General features: G+C 43.8%; 17 protein-coding genes and 2 pseudogenes. 8 read left to right on the top strand and 11 right to left on the bottom strand.

All coding sequences use genetic code 11. The features are described 5' to 3' along the window. Nucleotides 1–362: 362 nt before the first annotated feature. The 8 genes and pseudogenes from R7O12_RS14125 to R7O12_RS14090 form a co-directional block, all read right to left on the bottom strand. The gene (locus R7O12_RS14125; protein WP_017636094.1) at nt 363–836 is read right to left on the bottom strand and encodes a DUF2947 domain-containing protein; all 474 of its coding nucleotides are present in this window, start codon (nt 834–836) and stop codon (nt 363–365) included. A 13-nt stretch (nt 837–849) separates the two neighbouring features. After that, a pseudogene (locus R7O12_RS14120) lies at nt 850–1,439 on the bottom strand (HD domain-containing protein). 1 nt (nt 1,440) lies between these two features. Beyond that, nucleotides 1,441–2,025 carry a ribosomal protein S5-alanine N-acetyltransferase gene (rimJ, locus tag R7O12_RS14115; RefSeq protein ID WP_025767303.1) on the bottom strand — a complete coding sequence of 195 codons (585 nt, stop codon included), beginning with the start codon at nt 2,023–2,025 and terminating at the stop codon, nt 1,441–1,443. Between the two features lie 36 nt (nt 2,026–2,061). Further along, entirely contained in the window at nt 2,062–3,606 is a 1,545-nt protein-coding gene (gene tyrR / locus R7O12_RS14110; protein ID WP_318106035.1) for a transcriptional regulator TyrR, read from the bottom strand. Nucleotides 3,607–3,706: 100 nt separating this feature from the next. Continuing rightward, nucleotides 3,707–4,747 carry a YcjF family protein gene (locus R7O12_RS14105; RefSeq protein ID WP_005388274.1) on the bottom strand — a complete coding sequence of 347 codons (1,041 nt, stop codon included), beginning with the start codon at nt 4,745–4,747 and terminating at the stop codon, nt 3,707–3,709. Next, nucleotides 4,744–6,120: a YcjX family protein gene (locus R7O12_RS14100; protein ID WP_065274661.1), complete on the bottom strand. Its 1,377-nt coding sequence runs from the start codon at nt 6,118–6,120 to the stop codon at nt 4,744–4,746. The genes R7O12_RS14105 and R7O12_RS14100 overlap by 4 nt, the downstream gene beginning before the upstream one ends. A 255-nt stretch (nt 6,121–6,375) precedes the next feature. After that, on the bottom strand, nt 6,376–6,561 hold the full coding sequence (locus R7O12_RS14095) for a hypothetical protein (RefSeq protein WP_005376906.1): 186 nt from the start codon (nt 6,559–6,561) through the stop codon (nt 6,376–6,378). A 174-nt stretch (nt 6,562–6,735) separates the two neighbouring features. Beyond that, entirely contained in the window at nt 6,736–8,253 is a 1,518-nt protein-coding gene (locus R7O12_RS14090) for a fumarate hydratase (RefSeq protein WP_005376905.1), read from the bottom strand. Nucleotides 8,254–8,523: 270 nt separating this feature from the next. On the opposite strand from R7O12_RS14090, the gene pabB reads away from it, so the two are divergent. After that, complete coding sequence (gene pabB / locus R7O12_RS14085) at nt 8,524–9,888, top strand: aminodeoxychorismate synthase component 1 (protein WP_054574730.1); 1,365 nt, start codon at nt 8,524–8,526, stop codon at nt 9,886–9,888. A 365-nt stretch (nt 9,889–10,253) separates the two neighbouring features. Here the strand turns inward: pabB and R7O12_RS14080 are convergent, their stop codons facing one another. Both R7O12_RS14080 and R7O12_RS14075 read right to left on the bottom strand, forming a co-directional pair. Beyond that, the gene (locus R7O12_RS14080) at nt 10,254–11,954 is read right to left on the bottom strand and encodes an ATP-binding protein (RefSeq protein WP_005376903.1); all 1,701 of its coding nucleotides are present in this window, start codon (nt 11,952–11,954) and stop codon (nt 10,254–10,256) included. A 7-nt stretch (nt 11,955–11,961) separates the two neighbouring features. Further along, nucleotides 11,962–12,501 (bottom strand): heme NO-binding domain-containing protein, encoded by a 540-nt coding sequence (locus tag R7O12_RS14075; protein ID WP_005388282.1) that lies wholly within the window; start codon nt 12,499–12,501, stop codon nt 11,962–11,964. A 231-nt stretch (nt 12,502–12,732) separates the two neighbouring features. Here R7O12_RS14075 and R7O12_RS14070 point away from each other — a divergent pair, with 231 nt between their 5' ends. The 5 genes from R7O12_RS14070 (at nt 12,733) to R7O12_RS14050 (ending at nt 18,880) form a co-directional block, all read left to right on the top strand. Next, entirely contained in the window at nt 12,733–13,332 is a 600-nt protein-coding gene (locus R7O12_RS14070; protein WP_005376901.1) for a CoA pyrophosphatase, read from the top strand. 345 nt (nt 13,333–13,677) lie between these two features. After that, nucleotides 13,678–14,931 carry an aromatic amino acid transport family protein gene (locus tag R7O12_RS14065; RefSeq protein WP_005388284.1) on the top strand — a complete coding sequence of 418 codons (1,254 nt, stop codon included), beginning with the start codon at nt 13,678–13,680 and terminating at the stop codon, nt 14,929–14,931. A gap of 97 nt (nt 14,932–15,028) precedes the next feature. Next, entirely contained in the window at nt 15,029–16,390 is a 1,362-nt protein-coding gene (locus tag R7O12_RS14060; protein ID WP_042522776.1) for an L-serine ammonia-lyase, read from the top strand. Between the two features lie 212 nt (nt 16,391–16,602). Continuing rightward, nucleotides 16,603–18,318: an EAL domain-containing protein gene (locus tag R7O12_RS14055; protein WP_031778938.1), complete on the top strand. Its 1,716-nt coding sequence runs from the start codon at nt 16,603–16,605 to the stop codon at nt 18,316–18,318. Between the two features lie 94 nt (nt 18,319–18,412). Continuing rightward, complete coding sequence (locus R7O12_RS14050; RefSeq protein ID WP_025767296.1) at nt 18,413–18,880, top strand: GNAT family N-acetyltransferase; 468 nt, start codon at nt 18,413–18,415, stop codon at nt 18,878–18,880. A gap of 89 nt (nt 18,881–18,969) precedes the next feature. Here the strand turns inward: R7O12_RS14050 and queD are convergent, their stop codons facing one another. Then, nucleotides 18,970–19,332: a 6-carboxytetrahydropterin synthase QueD gene (queD, locus tag R7O12_RS14045; protein WP_005376896.1), complete on the bottom strand. Its 363-nt coding sequence runs from the start codon at nt 19,330–19,332 to the stop codon at nt 18,970–18,972. 293 nt (nt 19,333–19,625) lie between these two features. Here queD and R7O12_RS14040 point away from each other — a divergent pair, with 293 nt between their 5' ends. Both R7O12_RS14040 and R7O12_RS14035 read left to right on the top strand, forming a co-directional pair. Then, the gene (locus tag R7O12_RS14040) at nt 19,626–21,251 is read left to right on the top strand and encodes a methyl-accepting chemotaxis protein (protein ID WP_132936781.1); all 1,626 of its coding nucleotides are present in this window, start codon (nt 19,626–19,628) and stop codon (nt 21,249–21,251) included. Nucleotides 21,252–21,440: 189 nt separating this feature from the next. Next, nucleotides 21,441–21,586: pseudogene (locus R7O12_RS14035) on the top strand (asparagine--tRNA ligase); the annotation flags it as partial.

Raw genomic sequence — 21,586 nt, 5'->3', positions numbered from 1 at the left:
TTGATGGAACTAAATCATTGTTGTCCAATTGTGACTTACGATACTGACAGCTCGACAGTACGACCTAGTCGTGACTAACCAGGGGATGTGGATGTGCAAGATCGAGTATGAGTGACTACAAGTAACGCTCAAATCTTCACACACGAATTTTAATATAAATAATTCTGAATTGTCCCACCAGCGCCCCACTTCTGTCAGGGCGTGATAGCTACCAATAAAAACAATAACTTATAGCGCGAGTGTATATACCACGCAAATCTATACTCACGTTATCGAGCGCGGGGCTGGCGGTGTGTTGAGTCCATTATCCAGCCTTTAGAAAAACAAAGCCACCTCGAAAGGTGGCTTTGCTTTACAACTCGTTATTGACGAACACCGAGTTTCACATTGCCTTTTGAATCAAACCAAAGTGCTTGCGAACGGCGACGTCCTATTAGTATCGGACCATCGTCATAAAAGAGAAAGTTCTTCCAGTGCTTTTTAAAAATAGACCATTTCGTTTCGATGACATTGTACTTCTCGTAGCAAAAGTAAACGGTTACATCGTCTTGCCAATCGATATGTGCCTCAGCTTCCGCTGGCATGTCAGGATCATCCGACTCCCACGCAGCCATCCAATCCACAGTTTCAGACCAATTCGCCTCGTTCATTGGCCAGTCTTGGGAACTTAGTCTATCCATATCAGGGCTTTGAGCACTGATATTTTCTTTCCAAAATTGTGCTGAGCGGGCTTGGCTCATCGGCTTAATAAAAGCCAAATCTTCTTCTGGCACAGGCATCGACTGATGCGTAAAAATCCATTTTCTTTGGTATTCGTCCAAAGGCAAATAAGACATTCAGTCTCCTTTATTACGATTTCAGCCAACCTTTCTCTGTGGCTTCTTCAATCAACTCTTTCGCTTTGTCCCATAAGGTAACAGAGCCAAATTCAATTCGTTTATTAATGGTAAGTGCTTGTTCGCGTGAGACACCATGTTCCTTCCAACTCTGACCATTATTATGGTAGTTCAAGAGCATTGGAATTAACCGATCGAGTGCTTTTGCATACTTAGCATCATCGGTCTGCGCGGCTTCAAATTCATGCCAAAGCGCCAATAGCTCTTGCTCCTGATCGCTGGGTAACATACCAAACAAGCGCTCTGCAGCTCTAATTTCTTTTTCTGCTTGCTCTTGAGACGCAGCACAGTATCATAAACAAAGGTATCGCCCGCGTCGATCTCTACTACGTCATGTATCAATAACATTTTCATCACTCGGCAAATATCAACAGGTGCATTCGCATGCTCTTCCATCAATATTGCCATCAGTGCGACATACCAACTATGCTCACCACTATTTTCGAGGCGCCCTTCAGCACTTTTAACTCGAGTTCGGCGCAAAATGCTTTTGAGTTTATCGAGCTCGATTACAAGTGCTAACTGCTTTTCCAATCGTTCCATACTATCGCCCTTCTTGCTGCCAATTCGGATTAATAAGCGACGTTAGAACGTGGTCTTGCCACTCACCATTAATCAAAAGGTAATCTTTTGCATACCCTTCTCGGTTGAACCCTACATGCTCTAGCACAGATTCACTGCGTTTATTGTGAGGCATGTAGCCAGCTTGAATACGATGCAGTTTCTGAACGTTAAACATGTAGTCGCAAGCCATGGTTAATCCACGACGCATATAACCATGCCCTTGCGCTTTTTCAGCGAGAGAATATCCGACGTTACAAGAATAAAAAGGAAAACGACTCAAACTACTAAAGGATATCGTACCTAGCATTTCACCCGAAGAGGCTCTGACTAAAAGGCAATAATACCCCAATCCCATTCGATGCAGCTCATTGAGCTTGATAAGCTTTTGCAACCAACCGTTCACTGAGAAAAAAGCCTCTTCACGTTTCGGTTCAAACGGTTTCAGGTATTCTCGGTTCGCTTGAAAATATTCGGCAATCATATCTGCGTCACCGATTTCAGCGGTACGAAGAAGCAAGTCACCGTCCAACATATGAACGGCGATAGATGAGCTGTTATCTTCCATTACAAATGATTAATTCCGTCTTTTCGTTCAATTCGATTAATTCTTACGGATACCGTAATCACGCAGTTTATTAGCGATTGAGGTATGCGATACATTTAAGCGCTTAGCAAGCTTACGGCTTGATGGGAATGACTGATACAAACGTTCCAGAACTTGAGATTCATAATCACGCATGATCTCATCCAAAGAACCGTCGATGTTAAGCGTTGCACTACCAGCGCCGACTGACTGAGGCTGAGGTAAATTGAAGTGACCCGCGTTTAGTATATCACCATCCATTTCCGTGAGCGCTCGAAGAATCATGTTATCCAGCTGGCGCATGTTTCCTGGCCACTGATAATTTGCAAGGGCATCAACTAGACCATCATCAAACTCTGGCTTATCAATCCCAAGCTGTTGAGCATGTTTCGCCACAAACAACTCAAGCAATGGTGCAACGTCGTTTGAGCGCTTACGTAACGGAGGAATGCTGAGCGTAAGTACGTTGAGACGATAATACAAATCTTCACGGAACATTCCTGCTTCAGAAAGCTCGGCAAGGTTATGTTTTGTTGAAGCGATGATACGAACATCGACATGCATCTCATCTTCTGCACCGACACGACGGAAATTACCATCTTGTAGAAAACGTAACAGCTTGATTTGAAGATGCGAACTCATTTCACCGATTTCATCAAGAAATACCGTCCCGCCATTTGCTTGCTCAAAGATGCCTTTGTGGCCTTGTTCATGATTAAATGAACCCGGCGCATGACCAAAAAGTTCGGTTTCTGCTACATCGTCAGGCATCGAAGCACAACTCAAAACTAGGAATGGCTTGCTCGCGCGGCTAGAACGGCTGTGGCAAGCTTTAGCAAGCATTTCTTTACCGGTCCCCGTTTCGCCCTCAATCAACAATGGTTGGTCAAGCACAGACAGCTTCTTAGCTTGGTTCATTAGTGCTTTATGACGGTTCGATATACCAACAAAGTGCTCAAAACCCAGAGGGTTATGCAGCGGTAGCGCTTCTTCAATTCTGGCAACTTGCTGACTAGAGCGAATCGTCATTAGAGTACTCGCTAGAGTCGAGTTTTGCGCTTCGTCTCGGATATAAACGGGCATCAACTCTAGAACATAGTCCAAGCCCTCAATCACAAGGTTTTCCCGTGTTCGGCCATTCACACCCTCAGACCAACGAGAGAAACGAACACTTGGTAACAAAGCACTGATTTGAGTACCAATCACTTCTTGCTTGTGAAGGCCAAGCAATGAAAGTGCAGACATGTTTGCCATGTCTACGGCACCTTTAAGATCAATGGCAAAAACAGGATCGGGCAAGTTATCAACTAACGAGAGCAGCTCCGTATTGTGGCGCTCCATCGGCATAAACTGGATTTTACGTACGTCTTTCACCCCCGGAATACGGCGGATTTCAGCCATCAGCTCACTAAACGTATCAAAATCAATATCCGGGCAATTCAAATAGATAATACCGCTAATATCGATTTCGATACCACGCAAGTCGATGCTTTTAGACGCTAAAATATCGAGCAGTTCTCGGGTCAAGCCGAGTCGATCTTCACATAAGACTTCAAGACGCACTTAAAATATCCCAATTCACAACTGTCAGGAAAAGTTGACAGTAGTTTCTATCATGCTTGGAATGGCGTCAAGCAATCCTATCCATCAAAGTTGATATTCGTTACGGTTTCATCGTAATTGATGCAACTTTCGCCGCCACTGCCTTGCGTATGGTGCCCAACTTAACCTGACGGTCAGGATACCAGGGTAGTGGACGCAATAAGGTCATCGCTTTCAAGCCCAAACGTGCCGTTAGAATACCAACACCTAGCCCCTGCCCCGCACGAGCAGAAACTTTGCCAGCAAGATCCATCGACATCAAGTCCATACTGGCATCAATAGCGAGCTCACTGGCACCAGCCGCCGCCATATTGACAAATACCGCTCTTAGTAACTTGATGCGAGATGCATAACCTAGCTCTACCCCATATACCTTGGAGAGGTTGTCGATCATTTTGAAATTTCGCCAAGCCACCAGCAACATATCAGCGGCAGCCAGAGGGCTCACGGCGACTAGGGCCGCACACTCGGTTGCGTGCTGTGATACGATTTTCGTTGCCAACTTGTCTTGTTGGCTCACCACCATCGAGTCATACATATCAAGAATTTCAGCGTCACTATGAGCAGGGTTAATACTGTTCTGCCAACGATCAAAGCCCGGATTCTCTGCCATCACACCACTTTGTTCTGCTACGGTTTCGCAAAAGGCTTTCCCTTTCCCAACGCTCTCACTATTAACAAGTGCTTCTGCTTCTTCTTGAACACTAAAATGATTTCGTAGTTTTCGCAGTTTCCAAAGCTCTTTACCCATAGCTCCTAAACCAAGCGAAGCGATCGCAGCAATAAACCCCGTCCAGCTTAAGGCTAGCCAATCAGAAGCCTGAATTGCGGTTATAACCGAGTCCACCGCTTGCCAGCCAACCAGACCAGCAAAAGTTGCAAATGCGCCAGTCGCGAGCCATTTTCTGCCCGATTTTGGACGAATGACATGCTCGAGTTGCAATTCCTGTTCGGTCTCCTGGTGCGCTTCTTTAACTTCAACAGGTACAAATGTTTCTTTTTCGCCGAATGTTTGCTGCGCCGTCAATTCCGGTTGATTCGATTGCTGCTCTTTTTCCATTACCTTTTCAGAGAAAACTTGTTTTTGCTTCAACTCACTCATTTCAATTTATCTCCAATCAGGTAATCCAATGCTTTGTCTAAGCGTATGTGCTTCACTGGCTCATCATTCGGTGAGGGCATCGGACGAAACGACGTAAAATCAAACCCGTTGTTTTGCCAATACGCTGCATTTGGTAGCTTTTTCGGCACCTCTCCGGGAAACATAGTCATCGGCTCACCACCCAATGTTGTTCCTTGTAACGCCGGGATGGTCTTATCTCCAGAGGAAATAAACCCCGTCGTGGTTGCTTGGATGGAAGCGATACTCATGCAGCTCATCTCAATATTCTCGTAGGCTGCCGTTTGCCATGCTGGATGCACCATTTGTTGGAGCAGAGACACCAAATTTGGGTGCTGATCGGGCGTGATATGATCCGCTTTTGTAGCAGCAAACAACACTTTGTCGATTTTTGGTGAGAACAAACGACGCAAAAAGCTACTACGACCATAGCGGAAGCTATGCATGATCTGTTCTAGCGCTTGGCGCATGTCGTAAAACGCTTCATCACCGGCATTGAGAGGCTGCAAACAATCCACCAGTACAATCTGGCGATCGAAGGTCGCAAAATGATGCTTATAAAACGCTTTCACGACTTTCTGTTGGTATTCCTGAAAACGGGCTTCTAACATCGCTAAGTTACTGCCCTTGGACGCTTTGCTTTCCGAATCAACACGACACGGAAAAAACTGTAGCACCGGCGCGCCTGCTAGCTCACCAGGTAATACAAAGCGGCCAGGCTGAACCCAATGAAGGCCAGCGTCTTTACAGGCATGAAGGTACTCGGTGTATGTGTGTGCAACTTTCTCAAGTAGTTTCTCATTCACTTCTGCAAAGAGATCCACTTTCTCCAGTTCAGAAAGCCAAGCTTTGGCTAAATCGCCACGCTGGCCTTTAAGTGCATCAAACTGAGTTTGCGACCACGTTGCAAAGTCCATGTCCAATAAAGGCAGGTCGAGCAACCACTCTCCTGGATAGTCGATAATATCAACATTTAAAATTGCGGTTTTACTCAACAGCTTTTTCGTAGTTTTATTTGGTTTGTACTTGAGCGCTAAGCGAATCTCACTCACATCACGTGTCGGTACTGGCCACTGAGGTGGAGTGGCATGAATTTGGCTCATCGCCTCATCGTAAGCAAAGCGTGGCACCATCATATTCGATTGAGGCTCACGCTTCGCCCCAATAAGGCGCTTATCTCTAGCCGCAGTCAAAAGAGGCAAATTGTCATGGGTTGCAGTATGAAGAAGCTGATTCACTAATGACGTGATGAATGCCGTCTTACCGGCACGAGAAAGTCCGGTGACAGCAATTCGAACATTAGAGTCCATACCTCTGTTGATAAAGTCATTAACTTCTTTCTTTATTCTCTTCATTACGCTTCTTTATCTTACTCCACTTTAAAACAACGTTGTCAGCGACTTCGAATTTCGATCTATGAATACTGTTCTATCCCGAATTCTATGAGTTTAACTTTATATACCTTAATAAAAGATGAACAAAACATCCGGCTTAATGCTGTGTTAAAAAAGAAAAGCCCCTGAGTGGTTCAGAGGCTTACTTAATCTACAGCATTAGTAACTCTATATGCGCTGATTACTATGTTAAACAGGAACCCGCTTTCTTTAAGCCTAGTCGTCTTCGATTAACTTATAGATAACAAATAGAGCGATTTCCAAAATCAACCACAACACACATGTGATGGTCACGTACTTTTCATCAAAGATGCTGATACCGTGAAGAATCAAGTCATAGCCAACAAAGCCACCTATCACTACAGCAAGAATAATTTGTAGAATCTGAATAAAACGAGGCATGCCGTCTCCTAATTATTGTTCGCATAACGTTTGATTGCTATGCCTAAAGGTTTATATCCTTAATTATATAGACAAAAAGTGCAGGTTTCGCTGCACTTTTGTCAATTGTTTGCTAGGTAAATCAGCACCTTGTCACATTCTCTCTACTGAGACGCAGCAAGATTGCCCTTTGCCTTATGCTTCCATCTCTTGAATTTTCACTTTCCAAGTGTCTGGACCAATTTGGTGCGCGTTAACACCATTTGAGTCGACGGCCACTGTTACTGGCATATCTTCAACTTCAAATTCGTAAATCGCTTCCATACCTAAATCTTCAAATGCGACAACGCGAGCTTTCTTGATCGCTTTCGCCACCAAGTACGCAGCGCCACCTACAGCCATTAGGTAAACCGCTTTGTGATTCTTGATAGATTCAACCGTTGCAGGGCCACGCTCAGCTTTACCGATCATGCCCATGATGCCGGTCTTTTCTAGCATCATGTCGGTGAATTTATCCATACGCGTTGATGTTGTTGGGCCAGCAGGACCAACGACTTCATCACCAACTGCATCGACAGGGCCTACGTAGTAAATGAACTTACCGTTGAGATCTACGCCTTCAGGTAGACCTTCACCGTTATCTAGCATGCCTTGAATACGTTTATGCGCAGCATCACGACCAGTCAGAATTTTACCTGATAGAAGAACCGTTTCGCCTGTCTTCCACTCTTGTACTTCTTCTTTAGTAATTGTGTCTAAGTTTACGCGACGCGTATTTTCGCCCGCTTCCCAAGTGATATCTGGCCAATCTTCTAGTTTAGGTGGTGTTAGCTCTGCTGGGCCGCTACCATCAAGCGTGAAGTGTACGTGACGAGTCGCCGCACAGTTCGGGATCAAACAAACAGGCTTAGAAGCCGCGTGCGTTGGCGCAGTTTTGATTTTAACGTCGACAACAGTCGTCAAACCGCCAAGACCTTGCGCACCGATACCAAGTTTGTTCACGCGATTGAAGATATCCAAACGAAGCTCTTCTTCTGCGTTTTGTGGGCCACGGTCAATAAGCTCTTGAATATCGATGTGTTCCATTAGAGATTCTTTTGCCAATACCGCTGCTTTTTCAGCCGTACCGCCGATACCAATGCCAAGCATACCAGGAGGACACCAGCCCGCCCCCATTGTTGGTAGCGTTTTTTCTACCCACTCAGCAATATCGTCAGATGGGTTTAGCATCACCATCTTAGTTTTGTTTTCGCTACCGCCGCCCTTCGCAGCGATCTGAATTTCAACTTTATCGCCCGGAACCATGTTGATATGTACGACGGCAGGCGTGTTGTCTTTGGTATTAATACGTTTACCAGCAGGGTCCATAAGTACTGACGCACGCAACGGGTTATCAGGGTTCGTGTACGCTTGTCGAACACCTTCATCTACCATCTGCTGAACCGTCATGTCGGTCGAATCCCATTGCACGCCCATACCGATGTTGACGAAACACGTCACAATACCAGTATCCTGACAAATTGGACGGTGACCTTCTGCGGACATTCGGGAGTTAATTAAGATCTGAGCAATCGCGTCTTTCGCGGCTTGACTCTCTTCGCGGTGATAGGCTTTTTCAAGAGCTTGAACAAAGTCTAGCGGGTGGTAGTAAGAAATATACTGTAGCGCATCAGCGACACTGCTGATCACATCCTGCTTGCGTATTACCGTCATTACATGCCTCGTTATAGTTATGCTTCCATTATTGGCTTAGCTTCAATCGTGTTTGTTGAGCTTATTGCTCTTTTGAGCTTCGTTTTTTATAAACAATTGTCGAACGGCTGATATCGACACACGAAATGCTGAAGTTGCCTACTTGTAAACCATCTCAAAACCCTATGAATAGAGGGAGTTTGGCTATACAGAGGAATATGATACTCTTGCTGCCCATGACATGCCATGCAGTGAACGATCTCTTTGTCACAAATTACACAAATGAACAACATGGACAATCAATTCATTGATTTTAAAGCGCTGGAATACGCACCAGAGTTTGCTCTTCACCTTTTTTCTCGCATTCAACACCTACCTTGGGCGATGTTGCTGCGTTCTGCATCAGAAACGCATATCGATAGCCGCTTCGATGTATTGGTTGCCAACCCAATTGCAACGTTAGAAACCACTGCCGACAACACACAAGTTGAAACACCATCGAATGCCTATTCAACTCAAGATGACCCATTTGCGCTGCTTCATCAGTTGCAAGAACAGTGGCTTCCTCACGTAGAGTTAAATAAAGAATTGGATTTGCCTTTTGTCGGCGGTGCGCTCGGTTACTTCAGTTACGATTTAGGTCGCCGCGTAGAAACGATGCCAGAAGTGGCAGAAAAGGACCTCAACACGCCGGATATGGCGGTAGGTCTGTATGAATGGGCCGTTGTTGTTGACCACCAGCTAAAAAAAGCATGCTTAGTCGGTCAGAACATCGAGCAAGCTTGGCAATGGTTAAACGAGCAAAAAGCAGAACAAACCGTTGACTTCGCTTTGTCTGGTAATTGGCAGTCAAACATGACGAAAGAGAGCTACGCCACTCGCTTTGACCAGGTGCAAGAATACTTGTTGAGCGGTGACTGTTATCAGATCAATTTGGCGCAACGCTTTAACGCACCGTATCAAGGCAGCGAGTGGCAAGCGTATCTGAAATTGGAGTCCGCCAACCAAGCGCCATTCTCAGCGTTTATCCGTATGCCTGAGTCTTCGATTTTGAGTATCTCTCCAGAGCGCTTTTTAGAGCTCAAAGATCGCGTCATTGAAACGAAACCAATCAAAGGTACTCGACCACGCAGCGAAGATCCAAAGCAAGATAACGCTAATGTCCATGACTTGCAGACAGCGGAAAAAGATCAGGCAGAAAACCTGATGATTGTCGATTTGCTGCGTAATGATATTGGTCGAGTTGCATCACCGGGTAGCGTTCACGTTCCAAAGCTGTTCGATATTGAAAGCTTCCCTGCCGTGCATCATTTGGTGAGCACCATTCGTGCAAATTTGGATGAACAATACGCTCCTGCGGATTTGCTGCGAGCGTGTTTTCCAGGCGGTTCAATTACGGGCGCACCTAAAGTTCGCGCAATGCAGATTATTGAAGAACTGGAGCCGCATCGACGCAGCGCGTATTGCGGCAGTATTGGCTACATTTCACGCCATGGTCGTATGGACACCAGCATTACTATCCGAACTCTTGTAGCGGAAAAAAACAAACTTTACGCTTGGGCTGGCGGCGGCGTCGTGGCAGATAGCGATTGCGCCTCTGAGTATCAAGAAACGTTGGATAAGCTTTCAAAGATTTTGCCAGCGCTGCAATCGTAGGTTTCAACAGCACACAACGCCGCTTTAATGCTATTGACGAAAACAATCTAAAACGCCTCCAGAACGGATAATGCCGCTCATTTAACAGCGAGTGGCATATTTCTGTATCTCATCACCCTGCACAGCGACGAAAGAGCGTGATACAGGTTCTTCTATTCAAGCACTTTGTGGTCAAATTTGTTTCATTATCCGCTCGGCGTGCTGCTACTAGATTCTTAGTCTAGCCAAGGCTCGCTAGAATGACCCAAAAAACATCGTTAAATGATCGGCATTATCCAGCGTGGTGCGTTTTTTGTGTGCTTTATTTGCATGTACTTTAGCTTTTAGCCGTTGGCCAACAAAAATTCTTTTTTAAAAGGCAGCGTCTACTGCTCAAGCCACTTACACATAATCTGTTCAATATCGGTTGCGGTGTACGGCTTAGTGAGGATGTCGTCCATGCCTGAATCAATACACTTTTGACGCTCTTCGATGGTAGTGCCAGCGGTTAATGCAATAATAGGATGAGTAAAGCCACGCTCTCTCAGATACATCGTCGCCTCATAGCCATCCATTTCTGGCATTCGGCAGTCCATGAATATCAGTTCGTAGTCTTTACTTTTCACCGCTTCTAATGCTTCTTTGCCGTTGGCTTTTAAATCAGGTGTAATGTCGAGTTTTTTCAGCATTTGAGTAACAATGACTTGATTCATTCTGATGTCATCAACCACTAATATTGAGCGTCCTGCTAAATCGCTTCGCTCTATGGTGACCAATTCCCCCTCTGCTGTGCCTTGTGCTTGCCCTTCCTCAAGAGGAATAGCAACTTTAAAAGTTGTCCCTTTGCGCTCTTCACTTTCAAAGCTAATTTGACCTTGCATCAAATCCACAAGGTTTTTACAAATCGCGAGACCTAAACCTGAGCCTTCAAAGCTGCGTTTCGCCGAGCGATCAACTTGGACAAATGGATCAAATAGTGACGGCTGTGCTTTTATTGGGATGCCAATACCAGTGTCTTCAACCTCAAAATAAGCCGTGCCATTAAGCCATTCCACACGTAACACGACACCACCCAAGTGAGTAAACTTAATCGCGTTTCCCACCAAGTTAACCAAAATTTGTGTAATGCGCTCTAAGTCACCGACTAAAAATTCAGGGATCCCCAGCTTTTTGTCGATAGAGAAATGGATGCGTTTTTCCGCAGCCTTAGCTGCAAATACACCCATGATGGCTTTTTCAAGCTCCTCCCAGGCAAAAACTTTATGTATGATTTCCATCATACCGGCATTCATCTTACTGAAATCAAGAAGATCATTAATGATAACTCTCAATAAGTCCCCTGATTGAGTCAAATTGCTCAAGTATTGACGCTGCTCTTCTTCTAATTGGGTTCGACTCAATAACTCCGCACTACCCAATACGCCATTGAGAGGAGTTCGCAGCTCATGGTTAATCATGGCGACAAACTCCTTCGTCGCTTTTTCTGATTCCTCAGCCCGCTTTCTCAGCTCGACCTCTCGCTCTAAACTTAAGTGTCGACCAATAACACCATGAACTAAGTCAGACACGAGCTCCATCTGTTTGGAAATAAAAGACTGATCGATTTGATCTTGCAACACGGAGAAAATCAACTCCCCAACCGTTTCCCCATCAATGATAACTGGCAAATGCAAATTCTCTCCCTGCCAATTAGGAGTGGTGAAAATCTCGTTGTTATGACGAAGCTGTAAGTGACCAAAGTGATGACGACGCAATGAGCTCAGCTTTGTAGCGTCAAGAAACAAGTAAGCCGCAGAAATGATCGAGTTAGAAGTGAGCTGCTCAATAAAGCTCGCTATCATTGCTTCATCGAACGTGCTCGATAAAAAAGTACGACCGAACTTAATCAACGTCGCATCAATTTGCTCTTCAAACTCAAACTTACGAAGATCCTTTTTAGATTTCAGCTCCAGCTTTTTCAATGCAACACTGAGTTGCTGGTTGGATTCATATAACTCTAAGCTTTTCTGTTCCAACAGCTGCTCAGCTGCTTTTCTTGATGCAACTTCTCGTTTGAGTTTCCTTTCTAATGAGGAACTTCCCGTCATATCGTTCTTATTGAGCCTCTAACCAAAAACGTACTTTGCTACCATCTTCTGACTGATTTTGATGTTTGATATGAACTACCTCACCAAAATGCGCAGCACAGCCTTTTATCAATCCTAAGCATACGTGAGACATACATCTTGCGCTGTGGTAGTCAAATACCAATTGGGATTGATTTTCACTAATGAAATCAAATTGCGGAGGGTTAGCATCAGGATAGAGCTTCTTAACTTCGACATGAATAAAGTCTTCAACATGGCGAACAAATTGAAACGTCGTTTCACACTGTTGCAAACTGGCGTGACTAGGAATGGAGCGAAGTAAATTCAAAAAGACGCACTCTCCAAACACTTCTTGCAGTTGCTCGGGGGGAACACCAGATACTTTACTGAGATTCACGATCAACTTAACCAAGTCTTTGTGATCGTAACTACCAACAGCGGTGTAAACACCTTCATCGTTAGAAAGATCGAGAACTTGGTCTAACACATCAAGACCGAATTTCTCTTCTACTAACTCCATGAACTCGGTGAAAATAATCCCTTTCATTGGCCAATACTTGTCCTATAGTGACGTCCTAAAATAAAGAATGGTGTATAACCTTATAAGTTTCAAATTAATATGTTCAAGCAGAGTGAGACACACAACACAAAGAGGGAAAGTGCTGGCGAGTGCTTTAATGCGAATGTTTTATTTGGTAACCAGTAACGATAACGCCATACGCTTTGCCGTCTTTGAGTATAATAAATAATGGTTAGGCACGATAAATAAGGACTCAGTTTGGTTATCGACAAAACTCATTTACTACAGAACTTTCAATTTCGGCTTCCAACGGGCTACCACAAAGAGTCCCTTGCACGACTGAAATGGATGAAAGAAAAGTCCCTGAGAGATGCGGCAGTCTTAATCGGTTTTGTGGAACGCGATGACGGGTTACAAGTCATTCTGACTAAGCGTGCAGCCCACTTACGCCATCATCCGGGACAAATCAGCTTTCCCGGTGGCAAATATGAGCAGGAAGATATTCAGCTCGTGAATACCGCTTTAAGGGAAACCAAAGAAGAAGTTGGGATAGAAGATGAGCATATTCATGTGTTTGGTCAACTGCCTACACTACCAACGATTAGTCAATTTAATGTGACACCTTTTTTGGCTTTTGTTTCTCCGGAATATAAAACGCATATTGACCCAAATGAAGTAGAGTCAGTTTTTGAGGTTCCTGCCAACCATATTCTGAACCCCAAAAAATTGTATAGCACCAAATTTGACCTAAAAAGAAGCAGTCATCGTGTATTTGCTATCCCATATAGACAGCATTTCATCTGGGGCATGACGGCACAAATTATCGAATCAATGCAAAAACATATTATTTCACATTAAACAGTTGTTGATATCGGTGCTTTTATAGGCGCGATCATTATGCGCATCAATATTAATAAAACGTTGCTTCATAAACATTCATTCACATTAGATTAATTTTCCATTTTCACCGCAAACGCTTGCGGTGAAATAAATTTATACAAACAGCCCTATTGATAAGTTTTTCTAATTTTACTCATTAGCAGAAATCACGAGTAGCACATCATTTTCGTGATAAAAAGCAGGTTTTTGACATATCATTCAATAAGCGTAAGCAATAAATGATTTAGATCTAATTTTCCTAGTGTAAAATCTTGCAAAATTACTCCCGACTTATTTCCTGTTCCCAAAATGAGTAACTAAAAAATGAATACAACTACTTCTGCGGTTTCTACCGCACAATCGTCTAGTAAGTTTTCTTACAAAGACTTTACCTGGTGTCTGTCCCTTTTTGGTACGGCAGTAGGTGCAGGTGTACTGTTCCTTCCTATTAAAGCAGGTGCAGGTGGCTTCTGGCCATTAGTAATCCTAGCCCTAATCGCAGCACCAATGACTTGGTTCGCACACAAATCTTTAGCTCGTTTCGTTCTTTCTGCGAAAAACCCTGAAGCGGACATCACCGACACAGTAGAAGAGCACTTTGGTAAGACTGGCGCAAACCTTATTACGTTCGCTTACTTCTTCGCTATCTACCCAATCGTACTTATCTACGGTGTTGGTATCACAAACACAGTTGACTCTTTCCTAGTTAACCAAATGGGCATGGAATCTATTCCTCGCTGGCTACTTTCTGGTGCACTTATTGCTGCAATGACAGCAGGCGTAGTATTCGGTAAAGAGCTTATGCTGAAAGCAACTTCAGCAATGGTTTACCCTCTCGTGTTCATCCTACTAGCACTGTCTGTATACCTAATTCCTGGTTGGAACACTTCAATGATGGAAGTGTCACCTGACTGGGGTGCAATGCCAGCTATCGTTTGGCTAGCAATCCCTGTTATTGTGTTCTCTTTCAACCACAGCCCAATCATTTCTCAGTTCTCTAAAGAGCAACGTCGTGTATATGGTGATGACGCAGTTAAGAAAACTGACGCTATCACTGGTGGCGCAGCAATGATGCTGATGGGCTTTGTTATGTTCTTCGTTTTCTCTGTTGTACTTTCTCTGTCTCCAGAGCAACTAGCAACGGCGCAAGAGCAAAATATCTCTGTTCTCTCTTACCTAGCAAACGTGCATGAATCTCCACTGATCTCTTACATGGGTCCATTGGTTGCTTTCGCAGCGATCACCTCTAGCTACTTTGGCCACTTCTTAGGTGCGCACGAAGGTCTAGTTGGTCTAGTGAAATCTCGTTCAAAATCACCAGTAAGCAAGATCGAGAAGATGTCTCTAATCTTCATTGTAATCACAACTTGGATCGTTGCTATCGTTAACCCAAGCATCCTAGGTATGATTGAAACAATGGGTGCACCAATGATTGCGGCAATCCTATTCTTGATGCCAATCTTCGCAATGCAAAAAGTTCCTGCGATGGCTAAGTACAAAACTTCAGCACCTGTGCAAATTTTCACAGCAATCTGTGGTCTTGCTGCAATTAGTTCTGTAATCTACGGCGCTCTTTAATCATCTCTGCCCAGTGCAGTATGATTAATCCAAAAATATAACGATAAAATTAAGCCTCCCAACTCCCCTTGGGAGGCTTTCTTCTGAGGTAATCGATATGATTAGTGTTTTTGATATCTATAAAATCGGTGTTGGACCTTCAAGCTCACACACTGTAGGCCCAATGAAAGCGGGTAAAGAGTTTATTGATGATCTTCGTGCAATGGGAAAACTGCGCGACATCACTAAAATCACCGTTGACGTTTATGGATCACTATCACTGACAGGGAAAGGTCACCACACAGATATTGCTATCATCATGGGTCTTGCAGGCAACACTCCTGAGAAAGTTGATATCGATTCTATCCCGGGCTTTATCGCTCGTGTAGAAGAAACTGAACGCCTTCCTGTTGGCATGCACTGTCACACAGTATCGTTCCCACGTGAAGGTGGAATGAACTTCCACAAAACAAACCTAGAGCTACACGAAAACGGCATGCAGATCCACGCGTGGATCGAAGACGAAAAAGTGTACTCAAAGACTTACTACTCTATCGGCGGTGGTTTCATCGTTGATGAAGAAAATTTCGGTAAAGAAGCTGAGAACCCAGTAAAAGTACCTTACCCGTTTACAACGGCAGAGGAACTGGTTAACCAATGCCACGAAAGTGGATTGTCCATCAGCGCACTAACCATGAAGAATGAGCATGCGCTTCATTCAGATGAAGAAACTCGTACTTATTTCGCGAACATCTGGCGCACAATGCGCGAGTGTATGGATCGCGGTATGAATGAAGAAGGTATTTTGCCTGGTCCACTACGCGTGCCTCGTCGTGCAGCAGCACTTCGCCAGCAGCTACTTACTTCAGAAAAGACGACAAACGACCCAATGTCTGTTGTTGATTGGGTAAACATGTTTGCTTTCGCAGTAAACGAAGAGAACGCAGCAGGTGGCCGCGTTGTTACAGCACCAACTAACGGTGCGTGTGGCATCATCCCTGCGGTACTGGCTTACTACGATAAGTTCATCCAAACTGTGACTGAAAAAGATTACATCCGTTACTTTGCGGCTTCTGGCGCAATCGGTGGTCTTTACAAGCGCAACGCGTCTATCTCTGGTGCAGAGGTTGGCTGTCAGGGTGAAGTTGGCGTGGCATGTTCTATGGCAGCAGCAGGCCTTGCTGAGCTTATGGGTGGTAGCCCAGAGCAAGTATGTATGGCAGCAGAAATCGCGATGGAGCACAACTTAGGTCTAACGTGTGACCCAGTTGCAGGTCAGGTTCAGGTTCCATGTATCGAGCGTAACGGTATTGCGGCAGTAAAAGCAATCAACTCAACTCGCATGGCACTACGTCGCTCTTCAGCTCCAACTGTTTCTCTAGATAAGGTTATCGAAACCATGCTAGAAACAGGTAAAGACATGAACGCGAAATACCGCGAAACATCTCAAGGTGGTCTAGCAATCAAAGTGATTTGCTAATACGACTTTCTGAATACCAATCAAAACCCGAGTTTATGCTCGGGTTTTTTTATACCCCAAAAACCTAGGAGAATACGTTATCAGGACAAGTAAAAAAAAACCTAAAACGTTGAATATATCCAAATATTATGGATATCTCAGTAAAAAATCACATCTCTTCCCTAGCTTTATTGATAACGTAGCCAAAAATTAAACTTGGAGCACATCAACACATGATTAGGTTTGAAATTGGAAACCAAATCTGCGTTTGCTTGTCCGAAAACGAAATATCTCTAGAGCTCAATCAGTCACTCCACCACTCCATTCCTGTCAACCCAAATGAGTACGCCATTCTGTCAACTATCGCCACATACGGCAGTTTAAATACGCCGATTAGTCAGCGGTTAATAGAAAGCAAAATCACTCAACAATACAAAATGACACTGCCTGAAAATGGCTTTAAAAACGCGGTGGCCGCTCTAAGAAAGAAATTTCGCAAGCTCACGGAAGAACATTTAACCACTAACAAAAACATTATCGAAAACATTCACCGGACCGGATACTTCATCCCTTTTACTATGCAAAACAACCACCAGAATGGCATCGAACATCAACAGAAGATCAATCAATACACAACCAATAGTCTTCGCAAAGCGCTTCGTATTTGCCTGCGTAATAAAAAGATCTATTCAGAAGCAATGTGGGTTGTGTTGATCACTGCGATCATTTTCTTTGCTATCTGTTACTACGCGATAAACAGCATCGTTAAACATAATTATCTGGATAACGCCTTCGAAATTGCAGAGAGCCTTTCCCGCAGGAGTTGCTTTGCTAATGAAAGCGAACTGAAGTCGCTATTTGATAATGTGAAGTTGGTGGAATCGAGCATGATGCTAGATCGTTTCAATATTCGATGCTTAGTCACTCCAGAAACCGTTGTCCCTGTCAGCAAAAAAGCCTTTGAAGAGTGGAGTAACAATAACAATTACACCACCCAATCATTTGACTTAAATAACGCAACTGTTTTGGTTCGTGTTAAAAACATTAACTTATCCGACAATGTTGAAAATCATATTTCACGTTTTTTTCTTTCTGGTATGAAGCTATCAACGAATACCGGAACGTCGTTAGAGATTGGTAACACCAATGAACGCTTTTTCAATTATCACGTAAAGAATAGTGGCTATAAAGAGGTGTATTACATCTCTGGACCGTTTCAAAGTATCATTCTACTGAGCTTACTTTTTCTCATTATACTGCGTCACCGCTCCCTACAAGCCTTTATGGCTTACTTGTGCGCAATTCGACAATTCAAAATAAAACTGGAGCCGATTTATAACACTTCGGCACAAAAGATTGTGCACTACGAAGCCCTCTCCCGGTTTAAGGTAAAAAATACGCAACGGTTTATTGAAACACTGATCCGCAATGGATTGCTGCTAACTCATACCTTACTGGTGATTGATTCCATCTACACCAAACAAAAAGCGTTGCCCATCCCTATCAGCATTAACGTTTGTCCTTCTTTGCTGCGAGGGCGTAACTTTTCAATCCTATATAGAGAGCTATCTAATCGGGATTGCCGTTTGCTGACAATCGAAATCACAGAAAATGCATCGATGTATTATACCTCTGAGATTTATGGCAATGTCGCGAAACTAAAAGCACTGGATTGTAAAATCAGTATTGATGACTTTGGCACCGGCAATAATAATGTGGCGCTTATCAGCAAGCTGAATCCTGACTACCTCAAAATCGACCGAGAATTTGTTATTGGCCTAAAATCTGATGATAAAAAGATAGAAACCTTGCGTCAGTTAATTGCTATGGGCAATACGTATCGCTGCACGGTCATTGTTGAAGGCGTAGAAACGGCAGACAGTGCTCACTTACTCACAACATTGGGCGCCTATATTCACCAAGGTTATTATTACCCTCTTCATTGCTAGCTTTTCTTCACTCGGTTAGTTACTTAAAATAGATTTAATACTCTATAAAAACTCGTGGTGGCATAACGGTATGCCGCCAATTTGTGATTGAGCGATGATTGCGATTAAACCCACCAAACTGAAAGATTTTTCAAGTTTGATGCAATTGGATGTGCAAGAAGAGCAAAAAGGATTTTTTACACCGTTTGAAATGGCTTACCAAAAACGCAGTAAGTCAGAGGCGTTCTTTACGATTTATTCTGATGACCTATTAGTAGGCTATCTTGTTATCGATAAAGGTTTCTCCCAACATGCGCCGTTTGCTAAACGATACGAACTGGAGCTTAAATACTTGATGATTGATCAACGTTTCCAACGTCAAAGGGTTGGGAGTGAGGCATTGCGTAAACTGTTCCTTTATGCGTATACCATTAACCCTAAAAGCACCTCTCTTTGCGCCACTGTCCCACAAAGTCAGCAATACGCTATCAGTTTTCTTGATGCGTGCGGATTCATTAATACAGAGGAAACAACATTGGGTGATAATGAAAAAGAATGGATTCTACGACACCCATTAAGCTAGCTGGTGAAGCACAATCAAAATTGGGCCATTCAGACACAACAAAGGCAAGCTTCTCGCTTGCCTTTGTTTAATGCTCAATAGAAAGTGACTTATTCGCCTTTGTAAATACAACCCGCTGTGCACGTTTCTTTGATTTCGACTTTACTTAGCAGTGGTAAGCTTGGCTTAAGCTGCTGCCAAATCCATTTTGCTAACACTTCGCTAGTCGGGTTCTCTAACCCTTCAATGTCGTTTAGGTAGTAATGGTCTAAGCGATTGTAAATTGGTTTAAATGCAGCTTTGATCTCTGCAAAATCCACTACCCAACCTGTATGTGGATCAACTTCACCTTCTACATAAAGACGAACAAGGAAAGAGTGTCCGTGCAAACGACCACACTTGTGACCTTCTGGTACGTGTGGCAAATGGTGTGCTGCTTCGAACATAAACTCTTTGTATAATTCTGTTTTCATCTTGATTCTCAGGCTTTAAAAAGACAGGCAATACTAAGGAATTCGCTGCCAAGAGACAAGCGTTACCCCATACAAGCGTAGCAAAAACTTCCGCTGGTTCCTGGCCTCTTTGCTATCACTCACACCAAAGCGCCGTATTTCTGTCACGCGCCAAACATTTGATTACACAGCACTCATATCACAATTACATATCCCCAACATGTGTGGGGTCACAATCATTCATTTCGTTGTTCGCAGTGCGCATTTGTGCACATTAATATTGTGCAGTTCGTTCCAATTACACTTATAAATTTATGCGCTCAACTATCACTTTTAAGCTCTTACTGGCGTTAATTGCTGTCTTCAGCTGCGTTCTAGCTGCCTCTACGGCTTACCAATACCATCAACAAAAAACCTTAATCAATGATGTTCTTAGTGAACAACTCCATGATAAGGCTAGTAATTATTTCGATAGCCTAAATATGATGATGCTTACGGGCACCATGTCGCAAAAAGAAACCTTACGTCAAAAGGCCCTGGCCCAAGAAGGCATTGAAGCAGTTCGCGTGTTGCGAGCTGATACTGTGACCAAACTTTACGGACCTGGGCAACAAAACCAGCAGCCTGTCGATGATATTGATCAACGAGCGTTGAATGGTGAACTGGTGATTGAACCAATCTCAGCCGATTGGGGCAAAGGGTTAGTAGTCGCACTACCAATGAAATCGAGCGAAAATTACCGTGGCACCAACTGCGTTTCTTGCCACGTTGCACCAGCAGGAGAAGTGTTGGGCGCGATTCGCTTGGAATACAACATGAATCATGTCAATTCAATGATCAGTAAACAGGCAATGTTTGCGATGGGAATAATGGCCGTAATCGCATTTGTGGGCTTCATCATAACGTTGAGTTTGATTCAAAAAATCATTGTACGACCAATTCAAAGAACGTCGAAATTCATGTCGAATGTGAGCCATAGCAAAGATCTATCTCAACGACTTATGCATCACCAACAGGATGAAGTGGGCCAACTTTCTACAGCCATCAATTCATTCATGGACACGGTCTCCGAAAGCTTAGAACGTGTGCAAGACACCTCTCACTCACTTGCCGACTCCGCGAGTAAACTAACTGCTGTCGCGCAGTCCACAGATAAAGCGGCCAATAACCAACAGCTAGAGACCAACGAAGTACAAAGTAATATCACCGATATGTTGCAGCAACAAACTGCGGTTGAGGACTCGACTAACAACGCTACTGTTTTGGTCAATCACACCGTTGATGTCGCCACTCATAGTGCAAGTCAAGCACACAACGTCAGTGAAGACATCAAACAACTAGTAAGTAACATTGATACCGTACGGGAAAAAATCAGCTCTCTAAACCAAAGAACCGAAGAAGTGTCGTCCATTCTTGTGGTTATTAAGGGTATTGCAGAACAAACCAACCTGCTCGCGTTGAATGCTGCTATTGAAGCCGCCCGTGCCGGAGAGCAAGGACGCGGTTTTGCGGTCGTCGCGGAAGAAGTGCGTAACCTGGCTTCTAGGACGGCTGAAGCCACTGGTAATATTGAACATATCATTTCTCAATTCCAGCAAGGAAGTGAAGAGTCATTAACTTCTGTTGATACCGTCTGCCAGTTTGCTCATCAACGCTCTGTCGATGTCGAGGCACTATCAGCCACAATGCATAACGTTGTTGACGAAATGCGCCAAGTGCTCAGACATGCAGAAGATATCCAAAACCAGACGCAAACCACATCTGATGTAAGTCAGCATATTCAATCTAAAATAGATGTGATCACACTGCATGCTAACGACACATCGCAATCAGCATCGCACACGCGTGATATTAGTGTTGATTTAGAGCATCTATCCGAACGTTTAGAGCAATTACTAAACCAATTCACACTTTCAGAGCACAAAAGAGTGAATAAATAGAGAGATTCTCCCCATCAAAACGAATATAAAGGTTGATGCGAGCGAATTGACAGGTAATATGTCTCGTTGAATCTGTAAAATGCTACCCAACTCAGCGCTTAGCTTGTTTTTTGAACAAAAATGTTATTAGACAAGTACTTTAAGTAAGCGTTGAGTTGAATTTTTACCTCAATGGAGAATATTGAAAACATGACTTACGCGCCTGTATCAGACGTATTGAAAGGTCAGCTAGCAGTAGACAGCGAAGTGACTGTTCGTGGCTGGATCCGTTCACGTCGTGATTCCAAAGCTGGAATCTCTTTCCTTGCCATATATGACGGCTCTTGTTTCGACCC

It is taken from the genome of Vibrio sp. Vb1574 (genome assembly GCF_033338675.1).
The sequence above is the reverse complement of the archived record's forward strand: the minus strand, read 5'-3'. Positions and strand labels throughout refer to the sequence as shown.

Bases quoted from the DNA above. Each gene is read 5' to 3' on its own strand.
- R7O12_RS14060 (WP_042522776.1), top strand. From the start codon at position 15,029: ATGATTAGTGTTTTTGATATCTATAAAATCGGTGTTGGACCTTCAAGC.
- rimJ (WP_025767303.1), bottom strand. From the start codon at position 2,025: ATGGAAGATAACAGCTCATCTATCGCCGTTCATATGTTGGACGGTGAC.
- pabB (WP_054574730.1), top strand. From the start codon at position 8,524: ATGGACAATCAATTCATTGATTTTAAAGCGCTGGAATACGCACCAGAG.
- R7O12_RS14105 (WP_005388274.1), bottom strand. From the start codon at position 4,747: ATGAGTGAGTTGAAGCAAAAACAAGTTTTCTCTGAAAAGGTAATGGAA.
- R7O12_RS14100 (WP_065274661.1), bottom strand. From the start codon at position 6,120: ATGAAGAGAATAAAGAAAGAAGTTAATGACTTTATCAACAGAGGTATG.
- R7O12_RS14040 (WP_132936781.1), top strand. From the start codon at position 19,626: ATGCGCTCAACTATCACTTTTAAGCTCTTACTGGCGTTAATTGCTGTC.
- R7O12_RS14050 (WP_025767296.1), top strand. From the start codon at position 18,413: ATGATTGCGATTAAACCCACCAAACTGAAAGATTTTTCAAGTTTGATG.
- R7O12_RS14095 (WP_005376906.1), bottom strand. From the start codon at position 6,561: ATGCCTCGTTTTATTCAGATTCTACAAATTATTCTTGCTGTAGTGATA.
- R7O12_RS14075 (WP_005388282.1), bottom strand. From the start codon at position 12,501: ATGAAAGGGATTATTTTCACCGAGTTCATGGAGTTAGTAGAAGAGAAA.
- R7O12_RS14055 (WP_031778938.1), top strand. From the start codon at position 16,603: ATGATTAGGTTTGAAATTGGAAACCAAATCTGCGTTTGCTTGTCCGAA.
- R7O12_RS14080 (WP_005376903.1), bottom strand. From the start codon at position 11,954: ATGACGGGAAGTTCCTCATTAGAAAGGAAACTCAAACGAGAAGTTGCA.
- queD (WP_005376896.1), bottom strand. From the start codon at position 19,332: ATGAAAACAGAATTATACAAAGAGTTTATGTTCGAAGCAGCACACCAT.
- R7O12_RS14065 (WP_005388284.1), top strand. From the start codon at position 13,678: ATGAATACAACTACTTCTGCGGTTTCTACCGCACAATCGTCTAGTAAG.
- R7O12_RS14125 (WP_017636094.1), bottom strand. From the start codon at position 836: ATGTCTTATTTGCCTTTGGACGAATACCAAAGAAAATGGATTTTTACG.
- R7O12_RS14090 (WP_005376905.1), bottom strand. From the start codon at position 8,253: ATGACGGTAATACGCAAGCAGGATGTGATCAGCAGTGTCGCTGATGCG.